At 57.8% G+C, this 16,422-nt stretch carries 14 protein-coding genes; 2 read left to right on the forward strand and 12 right to left on the reverse strand.

Going from position 1 to position 16,422, the window contains the following annotated elements; all coding sequences use genetic code 11:
• Nucleotides 1–210: 210 nt before the first annotated feature.
• From folA to citC, 12 genes are all read right to left on the reverse strand, one after another.
• On the reverse strand, nt 211–690 hold the full coding sequence (gene folA / locus ABLV54_RS11685) for a type 3 dihydrofolate reductase (protein ID WP_004204271.1): 480 nt from the start codon (nt 688–690) through the stop codon (nt 211–213).
• 173 nt (nt 691–863) lie between these two features.
• Entirely contained in the window at nt 864–2,729 is a 1,866-nt protein-coding gene (kefC, locus tag ABLV54_RS11690; RefSeq protein ID WP_023291948.1) for a glutathione-regulated potassium-efflux system protein KefC, read from the reverse strand.
• Complete coding sequence (gene kefF / locus ABLV54_RS11695) at nt 2,722–3,255, reverse strand: glutathione-regulated potassium-efflux system oxidoreductase KefF (RefSeq protein ID WP_004204269.1); 534 nt, start codon at nt 3,253–3,255, stop codon at nt 2,722–2,724. Before kefF ends, kefC begins: the two co-directional genes overlap by 8 nt.
• A gap of 131 nt (nt 3,256–3,386) precedes the next feature.
• Nucleotides 3,387–3,620, reverse strand: coding sequence for a YgdI/YgdR family lipoprotein (locus ABLV54_RS11700; RefSeq protein ID WP_002888059.1), 234 nt, complete (start codon nt 3,618–3,620; stop codon nt 3,387–3,389).
• Nucleotides 3,621–3,789: 169 nt separating this feature from the next.
• On the reverse strand, nt 3,790–7,014 hold the full coding sequence (gene carB / locus ABLV54_RS11705; RefSeq protein ID WP_048296664.1) for a carbamoyl-phosphate synthase large subunit: 3,225 nt from the start codon (nt 7,012–7,014) through the stop codon (nt 3,790–3,792).
• Between the two features lie 17 nt (nt 7,015–7,031).
• Nucleotides 7,032–8,180, reverse strand: coding sequence for a glutamine-hydrolyzing carbamoyl-phosphate synthase small subunit (carA, locus tag ABLV54_RS11710; RefSeq protein WP_023291945.1), 1,149 nt, complete (start codon nt 8,178–8,180; stop codon nt 7,032–7,034).
• A gap of 457 nt (nt 8,181–8,637) precedes the next feature.
• Complete coding sequence (gene dapB, locus ABLV54_RS11715) at nt 8,638–9,459, reverse strand: 4-hydroxy-tetrahydrodipicolinate reductase (protein WP_050533893.1); 822 nt, start codon at nt 9,457–9,459, stop codon at nt 8,638–8,640.
• 226 nt (nt 9,460–9,685) lie between these two features.
• Complete coding sequence (gene citG, locus ABLV54_RS11720; RefSeq protein ID WP_032453157.1) at nt 9,686–10,594, reverse strand: triphosphoribosyl-dephospho-CoA synthase CitG; 909 nt, start codon at nt 10,592–10,594, stop codon at nt 9,686–9,688.
• 18 nt (nt 10,595–10,612) lie between these two features.
• Nucleotides 10,613–12,139, reverse strand: a complete 1,527-nt coding sequence (gene citF / locus ABLV54_RS11725; protein ID WP_050533894.1) for a citrate lyase subunit alpha — start codon at nt 12,137–12,139, stop codon at nt 10,613–10,615.
• A gap of 10 nt (nt 12,140–12,149) precedes the next feature.
• Nucleotides 12,150–13,058: a citrate (pro-3S)-lyase subunit beta gene (citE, locus tag ABLV54_RS11730; protein ID WP_248861021.1), complete on the reverse strand. Its 909-nt coding sequence runs from the start codon at nt 13,056–13,058 to the stop codon at nt 12,150–12,152.
• Nucleotides 13,055–13,348: a citrate lyase acyl carrier protein gene (gene citD, locus ABLV54_RS11735; RefSeq protein WP_023291940.1), complete on the reverse strand. Its 294-nt coding sequence runs from the start codon at nt 13,346–13,348 to the stop codon at nt 13,055–13,057. The genes citE and citD overlap by 4 nt, the downstream gene beginning before the upstream one ends.
• Before the next feature lie 30 nt (nt 13,349–13,378).
• Nucleotides 13,379–14,407 (reverse strand): [citrate (pro-3S)-lyase] ligase, encoded by a 1,029-nt coding sequence (gene citC, locus ABLV54_RS11740; protein WP_044520982.1) that lies wholly within the window; start codon nt 14,405–14,407, stop codon nt 13,379–13,381.
• Nucleotides 14,408–14,663: 256 nt separating this feature from the next.
• On the opposite strand from citC, the gene citS reads away from it, so the two are divergent.
• Nucleotides 14,664–16,004 carry a citrate/sodium symporter CitS gene (gene citS, locus ABLV54_RS11745; protein WP_348814149.1) on the forward strand — a complete coding sequence of 447 codons (1,341 nt, stop codon included), beginning with the start codon at nt 14,664–14,666 and terminating at the stop codon, nt 16,002–16,004.
• A gap of 160 nt (nt 16,005–16,164) precedes the next feature.
• Entirely contained in the window at nt 16,165–16,416 is a 252-nt protein-coding gene (locus ABLV54_RS11750; RefSeq protein WP_050533897.1) for an oxaloacetate decarboxylase subunit gamma, read from the forward strand.
• Nucleotides 16,417–16,422 lie beyond the last annotated feature (6 nt).

Below are 16,422 nucleotides of genomic sequence, written 5' to 3' on the forward strand. Positions count from 1 at the left end.
CGTTTGTGTCGGGTGGCGGCTAACGCCTTACCCGACCTACGTTTACGTGCCATTTTTCCCCCCGGGCAGCGCTCCGAAAAAACGCACCCCCGCGACGGGAAACCTGGCGTAGAAAAAATAGTGGCAGCGGCATCCGCGCTGAATTCACGCCAAAGAAAACCCCGGTCACGCCAGACGCGACCGGGGTTTTTTCATTGCTATCCTTCCCGCTTAACGGCGTTCGAGGATCTCAAAGCAGTAGCTGTGGGAGTTCTGCGCGTCGGCGTCATGAAACTCGCTGAACACCGATTCCCACTGGTCCGGATCGTAATCCGGGAAATGGGTATCGCCTTCCACTTCCGCATCGATATGGGTCAGATAGAGCTTCTGCGCCTTCGGCAGGAACTGCTCATAAACCCGACCACCGCCGATCACCATGATCTCTTCCACATCGCCGCAGGCGGCAATCGCTTCGTCAACGGAGGAGACCCACTGCACGCGATCGTCGCTGCCTGGCTTGCTGCTGATCACGATATTTTTACGCCCCGGCAACGGGCGCCCAATGGATTCCCAGGTCAGACGCCCCATCACTACCGGCTTATTTAATGTGTTGCGTTTGAACCAGGCGAGATCGGCAGGCAGGTTCCATGGCATGGCGTTTTCCATACCAATGACGCGATCTACCGCTAACGCCGCAATCAGACTGATCATTCATTCATTCCTGAGTACAAAAAATTGTCGCCACTATACGGAAAGCGTACAACTTCGTCGACTGGCCGGAGGGTAAAGAATAAGAAAATTTTCTGATTTGCTGGCAAGCCCACGTTCGTGCCGTGGGCCGCCAGAACAGGATCCAAACGAAAACAAAATGTTACTGATTAACGTCAGGCGGAGGGCTTATTTTCCGGCTCATCGGCGATATCCCCGGTGTGCCTGCCCTCTTCCGTCCCCTGCCAGCCGTGACGCTGCACCAGCGACAGATGATGACGATCTTCGTTGATGATGCCGGTCAGCATATCGCTGGTCCGCTTGAAGACCGCCACCCGCGACGCCGCATCGTTTTCCGCCATCGCTACCATCTCTTCGACCATCTGCAGGTTGAAGCGACGGAACAGATCGGCCCGCTCGCGCGCTTCATACGCGCCGAGCCCCAGCGCCTCCAGCGTCATCCGGCCGGATTTCAGCGCCGCCTCGAAGGTTTCACGCTCCGGGGCTTCGACGCCAGCCTGACGCAGCTGGATATAGTGATCGACATCGCGGGCGCGGGAGATAATCTGCAGATGCGGAAAATGCTCTTTTACCCTCGCCACCAGCTCCAGGCTGACGTGCGGATCGTCAATGGCATTGATCAGCACCTCCGCCTTTTCGGCGCCAGCCGACTCCAGCAGATCGACCCGGGTGGCATCGCCGTAGAAGACCTTCATATCAAATTTGCGCAGAGTATCGACATGGTCCGGGTCGTGATCGAGGATCACCATCTTCACCCCGCTGGAGAGCAGCAGTCGCCCGGCGATCTGCCCGAAGCGGCCAAAGCCGGCGACAATCACCCGCGGCTGCTCTTCATCAATCTCGTCCGCATCCCGCGCCTGGCCGCTGGACGATTTCTCCAGACGGGTCAGCAGCACCAGCAGGATGGGGGTTGCCGCCATCGACAGCGCCACCGCCAGGGTCAGCGCCTTTGCCCATTCGCCGTCCAGCACCTCCGCCATCCGCGCGGCGCCAAAGACCACAAACGCGAACTCACTCCCCTGCCCCAGCAGCACCGCAAACCAGCGGCGCTGGGCGCGAGGCACGCCAAGCGGCCTGGCGATAAGCCACAGCATCAGCATTTTTATCGCCAGGAAACCCACCAGCAAAATCACAATACGCAGCGGGTGGGTAACCAGGGTGCCGAAATCAATCGACATCCCGACGCCGATAAAGAACAGCCCCAGCAGCAGGCCTTTAAACGGCTCAATATCGCTCTCCAGCGCATGGCGATACTCGGAGCTGGCCAGCAGCACCCCGGCGAGAAACGCCCCCATCGCCATCGACAGCCCCACCTCTTCCAGCAACAGCCCAAAGCCGAAGACCAGGAACAGGGCCACGGCGCTGAACACTTCGCGCAGACCGGAACGGGCGACAAAGCGCAGCAGCGGACGGGTCAGATAGCGCCCCAGAACCACCACCAGCGCCAGCGCCGCGGCCACCTTCAGCGCGGAGAGGGCAAAAGCCATCAGCGAAGTGGCGCCGCCGCTGGCCGCCAGCAGCGGGATCATCGCCACCAGCGGGATCGCCGCGATATCCTGGAACAGCAGCACCGCGAAGGCGCTGCGCCCCATCTGCGACATCGTCAAATTGCGCTCATTCATCGCCTGCATGGCGATAGCGGTTGAGGAGAGCGCCAGGGTCATACCGATCAGCTCGGCCACCTGCCAGCGCAGGCCCAGCAGCATGCAAAAGAGGCCGATCAATACTCCACAGGCCACCATCTGCAGCGCGCCGCCGCCAAACACCGAAGCGCGCAGCTTCCACAGACGCTGCGGATCCAGCTCCAGACCAATGACGAACAGCATCAGCACCACGCCAATCTCGGCAAAGTGCAGAATCGCCTCGGCGTCGGTCACCAGCCGCAGCCCCCACGGCCCGATAATACAGCCGGCGATGAGATAGCCCAGCACCGACCCAAGCCCAAGGCGGACGGCAATGGGCACAATCAGCGCCGCGGCGCCAAGGTAAATCAGCGCCTGTATCAGCGTATGGCTATCCATTCTGATGTGCCTCCTGCCAGTCGATTAAGCGTTGACGATAGTGGCGGGCCTGCGCCTGCAGCGTTTCGTCATCGCAGATAAAGGTGCAGTGCATGGCGAATGGCGGCAGCCATTTCATCCCGCAGTAAAGCGCGGTGGCCTGCAGCGGCTGCGCCAGCACCGGAAAACCGGGAAACGAACCGATATCAAAGTGGCTTTCACCGCCGCCGGTGGTCACCGCCCACATCAGCGATTTACCACGCAGCGCAATACCGTTATGGCCATAGGCCCAGCCGTGCGACAGCACTTTGTCCATCCACAGCTTCAGCAGCGGCGGCACGCTATACCACTGCATCGGGTGCTGCCAGATAACCAGATCGGCACGGGCGAGCGCCGCCTGCTCGGCGGCGACATCGATATTAAAGTCGGGATAGAGTTGATAAAGGGAGCGTATCTCTACGCCTTCAAGCGTCCCTGCTTGTTCAAGCATTCGCTTATTCGCATGAGAATGCTGCGGATAAGGATGCGCATAAATTATCAGAATCATTGATTGGCCTGCGTTAGCTCTTGTCGTAATCAGCAAGAGTGTAGACAGTTAAGCGAACCGCTTACAATGATAACTGTGATTTATGTCGCGGTGGTGTACGTAACGCGCGCCTGAATGGAAAACGTCAGGCCTTAATTATCCAGCTCATCCATGGATTTCACCTGATCGCGGTTAATCTGCTCCACGCGTCCGGTTTCGGCATTTTTGTAGGAGACCAGACCGGTATCATCATCCACCTGCGGTTTACCGCTGGTGACAATGGTCTTGCCGTCGGTGGTTTTGATCGACTGATTCGATGAGCAACCGGCCACGAACATGATTGCCGTCGCTGCCAGCGCGGATGCCACCAGAATATTGTTCCGCATTGTATCCTCCTGTCTTTTCATCAATAGGTATCGTTATGGTGCTAACTATAGTTAGCCTGACCCGACAGGGGGTTAAAAGCAGAACTCTCTGAAGATGGCCGCAGCCCAAAAAAATGGGCTGACGATGTCGTCAGCCCAGGTTTGTTGCTATCCGGCCAGGCCGGAGCGCTTATTTGGTGATTTGCGCGTGCATTTCCTGAACCGAAATCACCTTGTCGGTGGCGTCAGCGTTCAGCGCCATCGCGGTGGCAAAGCCGCCGTTCAGGGTGGTGTCATAGTGCACTTTGTACTGCAGGGCGCTGCGGCGAATCAGCTTGGAGTCTTCAATCGCCTGACGACCTGCGGTGGTGTTGATGATGTAGGTGTATTCGCCATTCTTGATACGGTCCTGAATGTGCGGACGACCTTCATGCACCTTGTTCACCAGACGCGGGTTGATGCCGGCTTCGCCCAGCACAATCGCGGTACCGTGGGTTGCATCCAGCTCGAAACCAAACTTCAGCAGCTTCGCCGCCAGGTCGACCACGCGCTCTTTGTCGCCTTCGCGGACGGAGAGCAGCGCGCGCCCCTGTTTCTTCATGGTCGAGTTGCTGCCCAGCTGCGCCTTGGCGAACGCTTCGGCAAAGGTGCGGCCGACGCCCATCACTTCCCCGGTGGAGCGCATTTCTGGCCCTAACAGCGGGTCAACGCCCGGGAATTTGTTGAACGGCAGAACCACCTCTTTCACCGAGTAGTACGGCGGGATGATCTCTTTGGTCACGCCCTGCTGCGCCAGCGTCTTACCGGCCATCACGCGCGCCGCCACTTTCGCCAGCGGTACGCCGGTGGCTTTGGAGACGAACGGCACGGTACGCGCCGCACGCGGGTTGACTTCAATCAGATAGACTTCGTTATCTTTCACCGCGAACTGGACGTTCATCAGACCGCGAACCTGCAGCTCAAAGGCCAGCTTCTGCACCTGCTCGCGCATCACATCCTGAATCTCTTTGCTCAGGGTGTAGGCTGGCAGGGAACAGGCGGAGTCGCCGGAGTGAACGCCTGCCTGCTCGATATGCTCCATGATGCCGCCAATCAGCACCATTTCGCCATCGCAGATAGCATCGACATCCACTTCAATCGCGTCGTCGAGGAAGCGGTCCAGCAGCACCGGCGCGTCGTTGGAGACGCTGACCGCAGTCTGGAAGTAGCGGCGCAGATCCTGCTCGTCATAGACGATCTCCATCGCCCGACCGCCCAGCACGTAAGACGGACGCACCACCAGCGGGTAGCCAATCTCTTTCGCTTTCTCTACTGCCTGTTCAATGGCGGTGACGGTGGCGTTCGCCGGCTGCTTCAGCTTCAGACGGTCAACCGCGTGCTGGAAGCGCTCACGGTCTTCCGCACGGTCGATAGCGTCCGGGCTGGTACCGATAACCGGTACGCCTGCGGCTTCCAGAGCGCGCGCCAGCTTCAGCGGCGTCTGGCCGCCGTACTGCACGATAACGCCTTTTGGCTTCTCGATACGCACGATTTCCAGCACGTCTTCCAGGGTGACCGGCTCGAAGTACAGACGGTCGGAAGTGTCGTAGTCAGTAGAGACGGTTTCCGGGTTACAGTTGACCATGATGGTCTCGTAACCGTCTTCGCGCAGCGCCAGCGAGGCGTGTACGCAGCAGTAGTCGAATTCGATACCCTGACCGATACGGTTCGGGCCGCCGCCGAGGACCATGATTTTATCGCGGTCAACGGACGGGTTGGACTCGCACTCTTCTTCATAAGTGGAGTACATATAGGCGGTATCGGTGGCGAATTCCGCGGCGCAGGTGTCCACGCGCTTGTAGACCGGGTGCAGATCATACTGGTCGCGCAGTTTGCGGATTTCCGCTTCCCGCACGCCCGCCAGCTTCGCCAGACGCGCATCGGCAAAGCCTTTACGCTTCAGGGTGCGCAGGAAGTCAGCGTCGAGGCCGTTGATGCCCACTTCTGCCACTTTCTCTTCCAGACGGACCAGCTCTTCAATCTGCACCAGGAACCAGCGGTCGATGTTGGTCAGGTTGAAGACGCCGTCAACCGAGAGGCCCGCGCGGAACGCGTCGGCGATGAACCAGATACGCTCAGCGCCGGCGTCTTTCAGTTCGCGGCGGATTTTAGTCAGCGCTTCCGGATCGTCGAGGCTCACTTTCGGGTCGAAGCCAGTGGCGCCCACTTCCAGACCGCGCAGCGCTTTCTGCAAGGACTCCTGCTGGGTACGGCCAATCGCCATCACTTCGCCGACGGACTTCATCTGGGTGGTCAGACGGTCGTTGGCGCCGGCGAATTTTTCGAAGTTAAAGCGTGGGATTTTCGTGACCACGTAGTCGATGGACGGCTCGAAGGAAGCCGGGGTACGGCCGCCGGTGATGTCGTTCATCAGCTCGTCGAGGGTGTAACCTACCGCCAGCTTGGCGGCCACTTTAGCAATCGGGAAGCCGGTGGCTTTGGAGGCCAGCGCCGAGGAGCGGGAAACGCGCGGGTTCATTTCGATAACGATCAGGCGACCGTTTTTCGGGTTGACCGCGAACTGAACGTTAGAGCCGCCGGTTTCGACGCCGATTTCACGCAGCACCGCCATCGAGGCGTTACGCATGATTTGGTACTCTTTGTCGGTCAGGGTCTGCGCCGGCGCAACGGTGATGGAGTCACCGGTGTGGATCCCCATGGCGTCGAAGTTTTCGATAGAGCAGACGATGATGCAGTTGTCGTTCTTATCGCGCACCACTTCCATCTCATACTCTTTCCAGCCGATCAGCGATTCATCAATCAGCAGCTCGTTGGTGGGAGAGAGATCCAGGCCGCGGGTACAAATCTCTTCGAACTCTTCGCGGTTATAGGCGATGCCGCCGCCGGTGCCGCCCATCGTGAACGACGGACGGATGATGCACGGATAGCCGACGTCAGCCGCTACCGCCAGCGCCTCTTCCATCGTGTGGGCGATACCGGAACGCGCGGTGTCGAGACCAATTTTTTTCATCGCGATATCGAAACGGCGACGGTCTTCGGCCTTGTCAATCGCATCGGCGGTGGCGCCAATCATGGTCACGCCGAATTCAGCCAGCACCCCCTGACGCTCCAGCTCCAGCGCGCAGTTCAGCGCCGTCTGGCCGCCCATGGTCGGCAGCACCGCGTCCGGGCGCTCTTTTTCGATGATTTTGCGCACCACTTCCCAGTGAATCGGCTCGATGTAGGTGGCATCGGCCATTTCCGGGTCGGTCATGATGGTCGCCGGGTTAGAGTTCACCAGGATAACGCGGTAGCCCTCTTCGCGCAGGGCTTTACAGGCCTGGGCGCCGGAGTAGTCAAACTCGCACGCCTGACCGATAACAATCGGGCCCGCGCCCAGAATCAGGATACTTTTTATGTCTGTACGTTTTGGCATGGCTCTTTTACTCCTGATTATTTCGCGGACTGACGGTATTGCTCAATTAACTCGATAAAGTGGTCGAACAGCGGCGCGGCATCGTGCGGCCCCGGGCTCGCTTCAGGGTGGCCCTGGAAGCTGAACGCCGGCTTGTCGGTGCGATGGATCCCCTGCAGGGTGCCGTCGAACAGCGACTTGTGGGTCACGCGCAGGTTGGCCGGCAGCGTCGCCTCATCCACGGCGAAACCGTGGTTCTGGGCGGTGATCATCACCACGTTATTATCAATATCTTTCACCGGGTGGTTGCCGCCGTGGTGGCCGAACTTCATTTTAATGGTCTTGGCGCCGCTCGCCAGCGCCAGCAGCTGATGGCCGAGGCAGATGCCGAACACCGGAATATCGGTCTCCAGGAATTTTTCAATCGCGTCGATAGCGTAATCACACGGCGCCGGGTCGCCAGGACCGTTGGAGAGGAAAATGCCGTCCGGATTGAGCGCCAGCACATCCGCCGCCGAAGTCTTCGCCGGCACCACCGTCAGGCGGCAGCCGCGGTCAACCAGCATGCGCAGGATGTTGCGTTTCGCGCCGAAGTCATACGCGACGACGTGGAACGGCAGCTCGCTTTCCGCTTTCGCTTCCGGCAGGTCGCCCGCCAGGGTCCAGCTGCCTTGCGTCCAGCTGTAGGTTTCTGCGGTGGTCACTTCTTTCGCCAGGTCCATGCCGTTCAGGCCAGGGAACGCTTTCGCTTTTTCCAGCGCCAGCTGGGCATCCGGACTGTCGCCCGCGATGATGCAGCCGTTCTGCGCCCCTTTCTCACGCAGCAGACGCGTCAGCTTGCGGGTATCGATATCGGCAATCGCCACAATGTTATGGCGCTTCAGATAGGAAGAGAGGTCTTCGGTACTGCGGAAGTTGCTGGCAATCAGCGGCAGGTCGCGAATAACCAGACCCTGAGCATGTACCTGAGAAGATTCTTCATCGGCGGCGTTGGTGCCGACATTACCAATATGAGGATAAGTAAGAGTGACGATTTGGCGGGAATAGGAAGGATCAGTGAGGATTTCTTGATAACCGGTCATTGAAGTATTGAAAACGACTTCCCCAACCGCCGTGCCGGTTGCCCCGATGGCCCGACCGTGAAACTGGGTTCCGTCTTCCAGAACCAATAGCGCTGACTTAATCAAAACATCCTCCAGAGAATATCCACTCACTTTATTTGCATATTAATTCATAAACACGATCTGAATCAATGCAAATCTGTTGCCCGCAGATTTTTGGCAAACGGCGGCATTCTGGAGAGATGTCGGATAAAAGTCAACTTAAAGCGGAGATTTTTAATGTCATTTTACGCCACTGACGCATAACACGTGATTTTTACGCCAAAAAGATCAACAAACCTGGCTGAGAAAACGCTTGCGGACGGCGAAGAGTGTAAAACCTGGCGCTGAACGGCAAAAAAGTGGACCAAATGGTCAAAATTTACATTTCATTCACTAAAAAACCGAACTACATCCAAACTTATAGCCTTCTCAGATGAAAAACAAACAAAAACAGCTAAAAATAAAAAAGGGCAACAAAATATTGCCCCTTGCATCAATAACTTATTGATAGCAATAACCACATCACGATGGGTAATAATCGTTATAAACTATTCAGCTCCAGCACGTCGCGCATATCAAAGAGGCCATTTTTCTTGCCTTTCAGCCACAATGCAGAGCGAACCGCGCCATTAGCAAATGTCATCCGACTGGAGGCTTTATGGGTGATCTCAATACGTTCGCCAATATCAGCAAACATCGCTGTATGTTCACCGACGATATCCCCCGCGCGGACGGTCGCGAAGCCAATGGTGCCCGGGACGCGTTCGCCAGTGTGGCCTTCACGACTGTAGACCGCGCAGTCCTTGAGATCTTTGTTCAATGCCCCGGCGATCGCTTCGCCCATCGCCAGCGCGGTGCCTGACGGCGCGTCCACTTTATGCCGATGGTGCGCTTCGATAATTTCGATGTCGGTGTAGTCGCCCATCACCTTCGCCGCCTTCTCCAGCAGCTTTAACAGAACATTGACGCCGACGCTAAAGTTAGCGGCAAAGACAATGGCAATCTCCTGCGCGGCATCGCTAATCGCCTGCTTGCCAGCGTCGTCAAAACCGGTGGTGCCGATGACCATCCCTTTGCCGTGGTCGCGGCAAAACGCCAGATGGTTCAGCGTGCCTTCCGGGCGGGTAAAATCGATCAACACGTCGAAATCATCTTTTACCGCCGTCAGCCTGCTCTGCACCGTGACGCCCGCTTTGCCGGCGCCCGCCAGCTCGCCGGCGTCGCTGCCCACCAGGCTGGATCCTTCACGCTCCAGCGCCGCGCCCAGCGCCACTCCATCCATCTGCAGCGCAGCCTGAATTAACTGGCGTCCCATCCGGCCGCCCGCGCCGGCGATGGCCACGCGGATTTGTGCATCATGCATAGCTATTCTCTTTTGTTAACATTACGTAAATTGTTTTCAGAGTAACCAGCCCGTCAGCGGGCCGCTACTCAAAAACGCCGATAATTAGAAATTTATGACAAACGGCGGACGATATCAGTAAAAACTATATGATTGTGCCGCAATTCCTCGTTTACGCAGTGAGAACCAGGATGCGAGTGATGATGCCCCGCCCGCACGGTGCGGGCGAGGGCGATGTTGCAGAGGGTTACAGCGGGAAAAGCGCGCCGGCGGGAAACGCGGATAAAAACCAGGTCACCGCCAGCAGATCGGCGCTACCGCCGGGGCTAAGATGGCGGGCAATCAGATCGTCATCAAACTGGCGCAACGCCTCCAGCCCACCGTCAGCCAGCACGCCGCCCTGCCACAGCAGCCGCTGCGCCTCCTGCTGGACATAGTTCAATCCGGCCAGCCCGCCGCGTGATACCAGGTTGGTGTCATCATTCCATGCCATCAAATGCAGCAGGGTTTGCAGTAGCGCCAGATTGCTGTCGCCGGTCTCCTCCATCATGCGGTTAAAGACCGGTAATGCCTGGGTGCGCACAGTCAGGAATCCGCTCTCCGCCTCGCCGCGGGCGCCGGAGAAGCCGTAACGCAGAAAATGCATCTCGCCTTTGCTCAGCCGTTCCCCACTGGCGGAGGACAATTCCTGCATAACCATGCCGCGACAGAAGCGCGCCACCTGGTCGCAAAGCCGGTGCTGCTCTATCGGCTCGCCTTTCGAGACCAGCCTGCCCGCTGCCGCGCTGAGCAGGCCAAAAGCGAAGATCGCCCCACGATGGGTATTCACCCCGCCGGTGACCTCCAGCATATCGTTCTCGCAGGCCATTCCCACCGGACGCAGCATCATCAACACCTGCTCCGGCGCGACCGCCGCGGTATCGTGGCCCATGATAAAAAACTTCTCCATCCACGGCGCCACCACCGCGGTACTGGCCTCAAACGAGGCCAGATCCATATCCCGGTGCGCGCCAGCGTTACGAATATCCACCAGCCCGGGCTTAGGGGTCAGGCGAACTTCGGTCAACAGCGCGCGCTCTACCGCGCTGACCACCTCTTCGGCGCTCAGTGGTTTTCCGCGTAGCACACGCGGAGGTTGAATTAACACGTCGCTCATAGCCTTTCCCCTCTGCGCTTAGTCGCTGTTTTTCACCTGATGGATCACATCGATGACCGAACCGTCGCGATAGCGGACTACCGCCACCACCCGATCGGTAAATTCGATCGCTTTCGGTTTGCCCGTCAGCAACTCCGCGCGCTGCTGCAGTTCCTCAATGGTCATCAGCGCAATACCGGCGTTGCGTAAATTGTCGATCAGGTCCTGGCGCGCCGGGTTTACCGCAATGCCATGGTCGGTGACCAGCACATCCACGCTGGCTCCCGGCGTCACGCGGGTCAGCACCTTTTCCACGACGCAGGGAATGCGGCCGCGAACTAACGGCGCGGTAATGATGGTCAAATCCGCGCCGGCGGCGGTATCGCTATGGCCCCCTGACGCGCCGCGCAGCACGCCATTGGAGCCGGTCATCACGTTGACGTTAAAGTCGGTGTCAATTTCCAGCGCGCTGAGCATTACCACGTTTAAGCGCTCGCAGGAGGCCCCTTTGGAACCCGGGCTGGCATACTGATTGGTAGAGATTTCGACGTGGTTCGGGTTCTGCGCCAGCGAGCGCGCCGCATCGCCATCGAACGACTGGGTGTCGAGCAGCGTTTTAATCAGCCCTTTCTCATGCAGATCGACCATCGTCCCGGTGATGCCGCCAAGGCCGAAGCTGGCGGTGATACCGTTGCGGCGCATTTTGTCTTCCAGGAAGCGGCTCACCGCCAGCGAGGCGCCGCCGGTGCCGGTCTGCAGCGAGAACCCCTCTTTAAAGTAACCGGAGTGTTCAACCACTTTCGCCGCCTGGCGGGCGATCAGCAGCTCGCGCGGGTTGCTGGTCAGACGAATGGCACCAGCGGTGATTTTTTGCGGATCGCCTACTTCGTCCACCTGAACGATCAGATCCACCTGGTCCTGGGCGATACTGGCCGGGTAGTTAGGGTAGTCCACCCACTCTTCGGTCAACAGCACGATGCATTTGGCATGTTCCGCATCAACGCGTGCGTAGCCCAGCGAGCCGCAGCGCGACTTACCGCTAAAGCCGTTGGCATTGCCAAACTCATCGCAGCAGGGAACGCCGAGGAACGCCACGTCAATGGACAGCTCACCGCTTTGGATCAGCTGTACGCGACCACCGTGAGAGTGGATCTGCACCGGATTTTCCATCAGCCCGGCGGAGATCTCCTCGCCGAGCTTCCCGCGCAGGCCGGAGGTGTAGATCTGGCGGATCACGCCGTTTTTAATATGCTCGATCAGCGGCCAGTGAGCGTCGATAAGCGAACTGGACGCCAGGGTCAGATCGCGAAAGCCCATCTCCGCCAGCTTCGCCACCACCATATTGACCACTTTGTCACCGCCGCGAAACGCGTGGTGGAACGAGATGGTCATGCCGTTTCGCAGGCCGGAACGACGGATTGCCGTTTCCAGCGAGTCGCAGATTTTACGCCGCCGCTTTTCCGTCTCACTGGCCAGCCATGGGCTTTTCGCCGTCACGCCGCTGTAAGGGGTCAATCCTTCCGGCATCACATACTGCTGATTAAGCATTGCTACTGTCTCTTTCATCTTATTCCCCTTAATCACGAATACCGGAAGCTGAAAGCGCCACCACTTTGCGCGCGTGGTCGATAATCGGTCCATCGATCATCTTGCCGTTCAGCGACACCACGCCCAGACCGCGCGACTCTGCCTCTTCCGCCGCGGCAATCACCTCCAGCGCATGGTCGACCTCTTTTCGCGTCGGGGCATAGACCTGGTGCAGCAGTTCGATCTGGCGCGGGTTGACCAGTGATTTCCCGTTGAAGCCGAGGTTCTTCGCCAGATTCGCTTCCGCGAGGAAGCCCTCTTCATTATTAATATCCGACCACACGACGTCATAGGCGGCGATGCCGGCGACCCGCGCAGCATGCAGCACGGCGCAGCGGGCATAGAACAGCTCAGTGCCGTCGCCGCGGGAGGTGCCCATATCCATAACGTAGTCGAAGGCCGCCAGCGCGATGGCCGACAGACGAGGGCTGGCGCGGGCGATCTCGACCGCGTTTACCACCCCCAGCGCCGACTCGATGGCCGCCATAAGCCTGGTGCTACCCACTTCCCGGCCGCACTCGCGTTCAATCCGCTCAACGTGGGCTTCCAGTTCATGAATATCTTCTTTGCTGTCGGTTTTCGGCAGACGTACCATGTCCACACCCGCGCGTACCACCGCTTCCAGGTCGGCCAGACCAAACGGCGTATTTAGCGGGTTAATGCGCACCACGGTTTCGATATCCTGATACAGCGGATGCTGCAACGCCTGATACACCAGCAGGCGAGCGGTATCTTTCTCGCGCAGCGAAACGGCATCTTCAAGGTCGAACATCACCGCATCGGCGCCGTAAACGAATGAAGTACTTAACATGGCGGCATTGGCGCCGTAAACGAATGAAGTACTTAACATGGCGGCATTGGCGCCGGGGATAAACAGCATACTGCGACGTGGTTTCATAGCTGGCTCCATTGCAATTGAGACTGTTGCGCCGCGCGCAGGGCCGCAGCCTGAACCCGGGCGCGCAGAACGCACTCCAGCGCCCCTTTATCATCCACCACCACGTTGGCCTGGCTAACGCCGAGCTGCGTCAGGGTTTCTCTGACCACCTGCTCAATCGCATCGCCAAACTGCTGCTTCACAATGCTGTCGATCTCCAGTTGAATGCCCGGCTGCGTCGCCGGCCCAATCCTGACCATCACATCGCTGGACTCCAGCGTGCCGGCCAGGGCGTCAATCTTCATTTCCATAGAGGCAAATCCTTTGTTATGGCGTAAAAATCAGGCGGTTTGATGTTCGCTTTCCGCCAGTTGCATCAGAAAAGAGAGGGTTCCCGGCGGCACCAGCGCCGCCACCGCCTGCCAGTTGCGCTGCCGGTACAGTTCGCGCACCCTGGAAGCCGATATCGGCCCGCCGTTTTTTTCGATCCGCGCCAGCTCAACCACCTCAACAGGCGGCGCGTCGCCTGGCGCTGCCAGCAACGCTTTCATGCGCTGGTTGTAATGGCGAGTCAGCGAACACAGCGGCTCAGTGCCGACAAAACGATGGGTTATCTTCAGCGCCGGGGCTAAATGTTCGCGGAACAGCTGGAGATCGATCTGGTTGTGGCAGTCGTCCACCACCCCCTGTTCTTTGAGGAAGTAGCCAGGGAAGGTGGCCCGCGAGATGAGGTATGCCGAACCGGGATGCAGCGTTACCTTGTCGATGCCGGCAATCCCTTTTTCGATTAGCGTGTAGCGATCCTGATACGTGAAACGGGAGGCATCCTCTTTCACCACAAACAGGTGTAGCCAGTCGCACTGACGGGCCGCCTGCTCCACCAGCCAGCGGTGGCCGAGCGTGAACGGGTTGGCGTTCATCACGATAGCGCCTATTTTGCGTCCCGGCTGACGGTACATCGCCAGCTGGCGGCAGTAGCGGGTCAGCCGTTCGCGGCTATTTTCCAGTAACACGGCGAGATCGCCGGCCTGCGCGATTGGCCAGAATCCGGCGCCGGCAAAGAGCGCGGCGTTACAGGGCTTAGTGAATAAAAACAGTTCACTGCGCCCCAGCTCGTAGGCCAGGGTGAGTAATTCAGTCAGTAGCTTAAGGCTCAGCCCCTCCCCCTGCAGCGAGGGGTCGATAGCGATGCACTTCAGGACGTTGCCGGCGATGGCGCCGCAGCCGACCAGCCGCTGCTGATACTCGGCGACAATGGCCATTTCGCAATCAGCCTCTAATGAGAGCTGATGCTGACGGAGAAAGAGGTCTATCGCCTCTCGCCGCGATTTATCCTTCCGTAGCAGAACGCGTTTTAATATCAGAGTCATTTTTTAGCGCTTCGTTATTCCAAAACGACCTGTATTTCGCCAGCGTTCGGCTATCGATTCTTGTATTTAAATCACAATTTTTCCCGTCGCTTAATTGGCTTTATGGTTTTTATGTTGTTAATTCATTCAGCATAATAAAAATAATTAAATTAATTAAAAACACGAGTATTCAGTGAAGGTTATCACACCTTAACACTGAGTCTATTTATTACTATGCGCCGGTCTTATTACTTCATTGATAAACAGGATAACGTTTATGACTAACATGAGCCAGGCTCCGGCGACGGAGAAAAAGGGCGTAAGCGACCTGCTGGGATTTAAAATCTTCGGCATGCCGTTACCCCTTTATGCGTTTGCGTTAATTACGCTATTACTTTCCCACTTCTTTAATGCGTTACCCACCGACCTGGTTGGCGGCTTTGCCATTATGTTTATTATCGGCGCCATCTTTGGCGAGATTGGCAAACGGCTGCCGATATTTAATAAATATATTGGCGGCGCGCCGGTGATGATCTTCCTCGTCGCCGCTTATTTCGTTTACGCAGGCATTTTTACCCAAAAAGAAATTGATGCAATCACTAATGTGATGGATAAAAGCAACTTCCTGAACTTATTCATCGCAGTTTTGATAACTGGCGCCATTCTCTCGGTTAACCGTAAACTGCTGTTGAAATCGCTGCTGGGTTATATTCCGACGATCCTTATGGCGATCCTCGGCGCATCTATCTTCGGGATTATCATCGGCCTGTGCTTCGGTATTTCCGTAGACCGCATCATGATGCTGTACGTCCTGCCAATTATGGGCGGCGGCAACGGCGCAGGCGCGGTTCCGCTCTCTGAAATTTATCACTCCGTCACCGGCCGCTCCCGTGAAGAGTACTACTCCACTGCGATTGCTATTCTGACCATCGCCAATATCTTCGCCATCGTTTTTGCCGCGCTGCTCGATATTATCGGTAAAAAACACACCTGGCTGAGCGGGGAAGGCGAACTGGTACGTAAAGCCTCCTTTAAAGTTGATGATGATGAAAAAGCAGGCCAGATTACCCATCGCGAAACGGCAGTCGGCCTGGTGCTCGCCACCACCTGTTTCCTGCTGGCCTACGTCATTGCCAAGAAAATTTTGCCAAGCATTGGCGGTGTCTCAATCCACTATTTCGCCTGGATGGTGCTGATCGTCGCGGCGCTGAACGCTTCCGGCCTCTGCTCGCCGGAGATCAAAGCCGGGGCCAAACGCCTGTCTGACTTCTTCTCTAAGCAGCTGCTGTGGGTACTGATGGTCGGGGTCGGCGTGTGCTACACCGACCTGCAGGAAATTATCGACGCGATTACCTTCGCGAACGTCATCATCGCTGCGGTAATCGTCGTGGGTGCTGTCATCGGGGCGGCCATCGGCGGCTGGATGATTGGCTTCTTCCCGATCGAATCCGCCATCACCGCAGGCCTGTGCATGGCTAACCGCGGCGGCTCAGGCGACCTGGAAGTGCTCTCTGCCTGTAACCGTATGAATCTTATCTCTTATGCGCAAATCTCCTCCCGTCTGGGCGGCGGTATTGTGCTGGTCATCGCCAGCATTGTGTTCGGCATGATGATGTAACCAACACGCACGATGGCGATGTTTGAGCGTCAACCACAGCGATGCCAGTTAGGGGCCAGAGCCGGGGGCGGCTTCGGGAAATCCCCCCTACTCCTTAGCCGGAAGTATCGTTTGGTTAGCCTTCAAACACGCCGTCGTGCCCTTACTTTAGGGTCTTTCAATGACTGAAGCTGTACTGCTGGGTGAAGGCTTCACCCTGATGTGCCTCGGCATGGGGTTCGTGCTGGCGTTTCTGTTTCTGCTGATTTTCGCCATCCAGGGGATGTCCGCCGCCGTCAACCGCTTCTTCCCCGAACCGGCTGCGGCGCCGAAAGCGACGCCACTGCCCGCCGTTGCGCCCGCCGACGACTTCGCCCGCTTAAAGCCGGCGATTGTCGCCGCCATTCACCACCACCGCCGTCTTCACCCTTAATTCACG

Origin of the sequence: Klebsiella sp. JB_Kp042, from assembly GCF_040065275.1 — a bacterium.
Taxonomy (GTDB): Bacteria; Pseudomonadota; Gammaproteobacteria; order Enterobacterales; family Enterobacteriaceae; genus Klebsiella; species Klebsiella quasipneumoniae.

What these genes read in the sequence shown, in the direction of transcription:
- citG (WP_032453157.1), bottom strand. Translation starts at nt 10,594, where the DNA reads ATGAGCGACGTGTTAATTCAACCTCCGCGTGTGCTACGCGGAAAACCA.
- citF (WP_050533894.1), bottom strand. Translation starts at nt 12,139, where the DNA reads ATGAAAGAGACAGTAGCAATGCTTAATCAGCAGTATGTGATGCCGGAA.
- ABLV54_RS11700 (WP_002888059.1), bottom strand. Translation starts at nt 3,620, where the DNA reads ATGCGGAACAATATTCTGGTGGCATCCGCGCTGGCAGCGACGGCAATC.
- kefF (WP_004204269.1), bottom strand. Translation starts at nt 3,255, where the DNA reads ATGATTCTGATAATTTATGCGCATCCTTATCCGCAGCATTCTCATGCG.
- citD (WP_023291940.1), bottom strand. Translation starts at nt 13,348, where the DNA reads ATGGAAATGAAGATTGACGCCCTGGCCGGCACGCTGGAGTCCAGCGAT.
- citE (WP_248861021.1), bottom strand. Translation starts at nt 13,058, where the DNA reads ATGAAACCACGTCGCAGTATGCTGTTTATCCCCGGCGCCAATGCCGCC.
- carB (WP_048296664.1), bottom strand. Translation starts at nt 7,014, where the DNA reads ATGCCAAAACGTACAGACATAAAAAGTATCCTGATTCTGGGCGCGGGC.
- citS (WP_348814149.1), top strand. Translation starts at nt 14,664, where the DNA reads ATGACTAACATGAGCCAGGCTCCGGCGACGGAGAAAAAGGGCGTAAGC.
- folA (WP_004204271.1), bottom strand. Translation starts at nt 690, where the DNA reads ATGATCAGTCTGATTGCGGCGTTAGCGGTAGATCGCGTCATTGGTATG.
- kefC (WP_023291948.1), bottom strand. Translation starts at nt 2,729, where the DNA reads ATGGATAGCCATACGCTGATACAGGCGCTGATTTACCTTGGCGCCGCG.
- dapB (WP_050533893.1), bottom strand. Translation starts at nt 9,459, where the DNA reads ATGCATGATGCACAAATCCGCGTGGCCATCGCCGGCGCGGGCGGCCGG.
- citC (WP_044520982.1), bottom strand. Translation starts at nt 14,407, where the DNA reads ATGACTCTGATATTAAAACGCGTTCTGCTACGGAAGGATAAATCGCGG.
- ABLV54_RS11750 (WP_050533897.1), top strand. Translation starts at nt 16,165, where the DNA reads ATGACTGAAGCTGTACTGCTGGGTGAAGGCTTCACCCTGATGTGCCTC.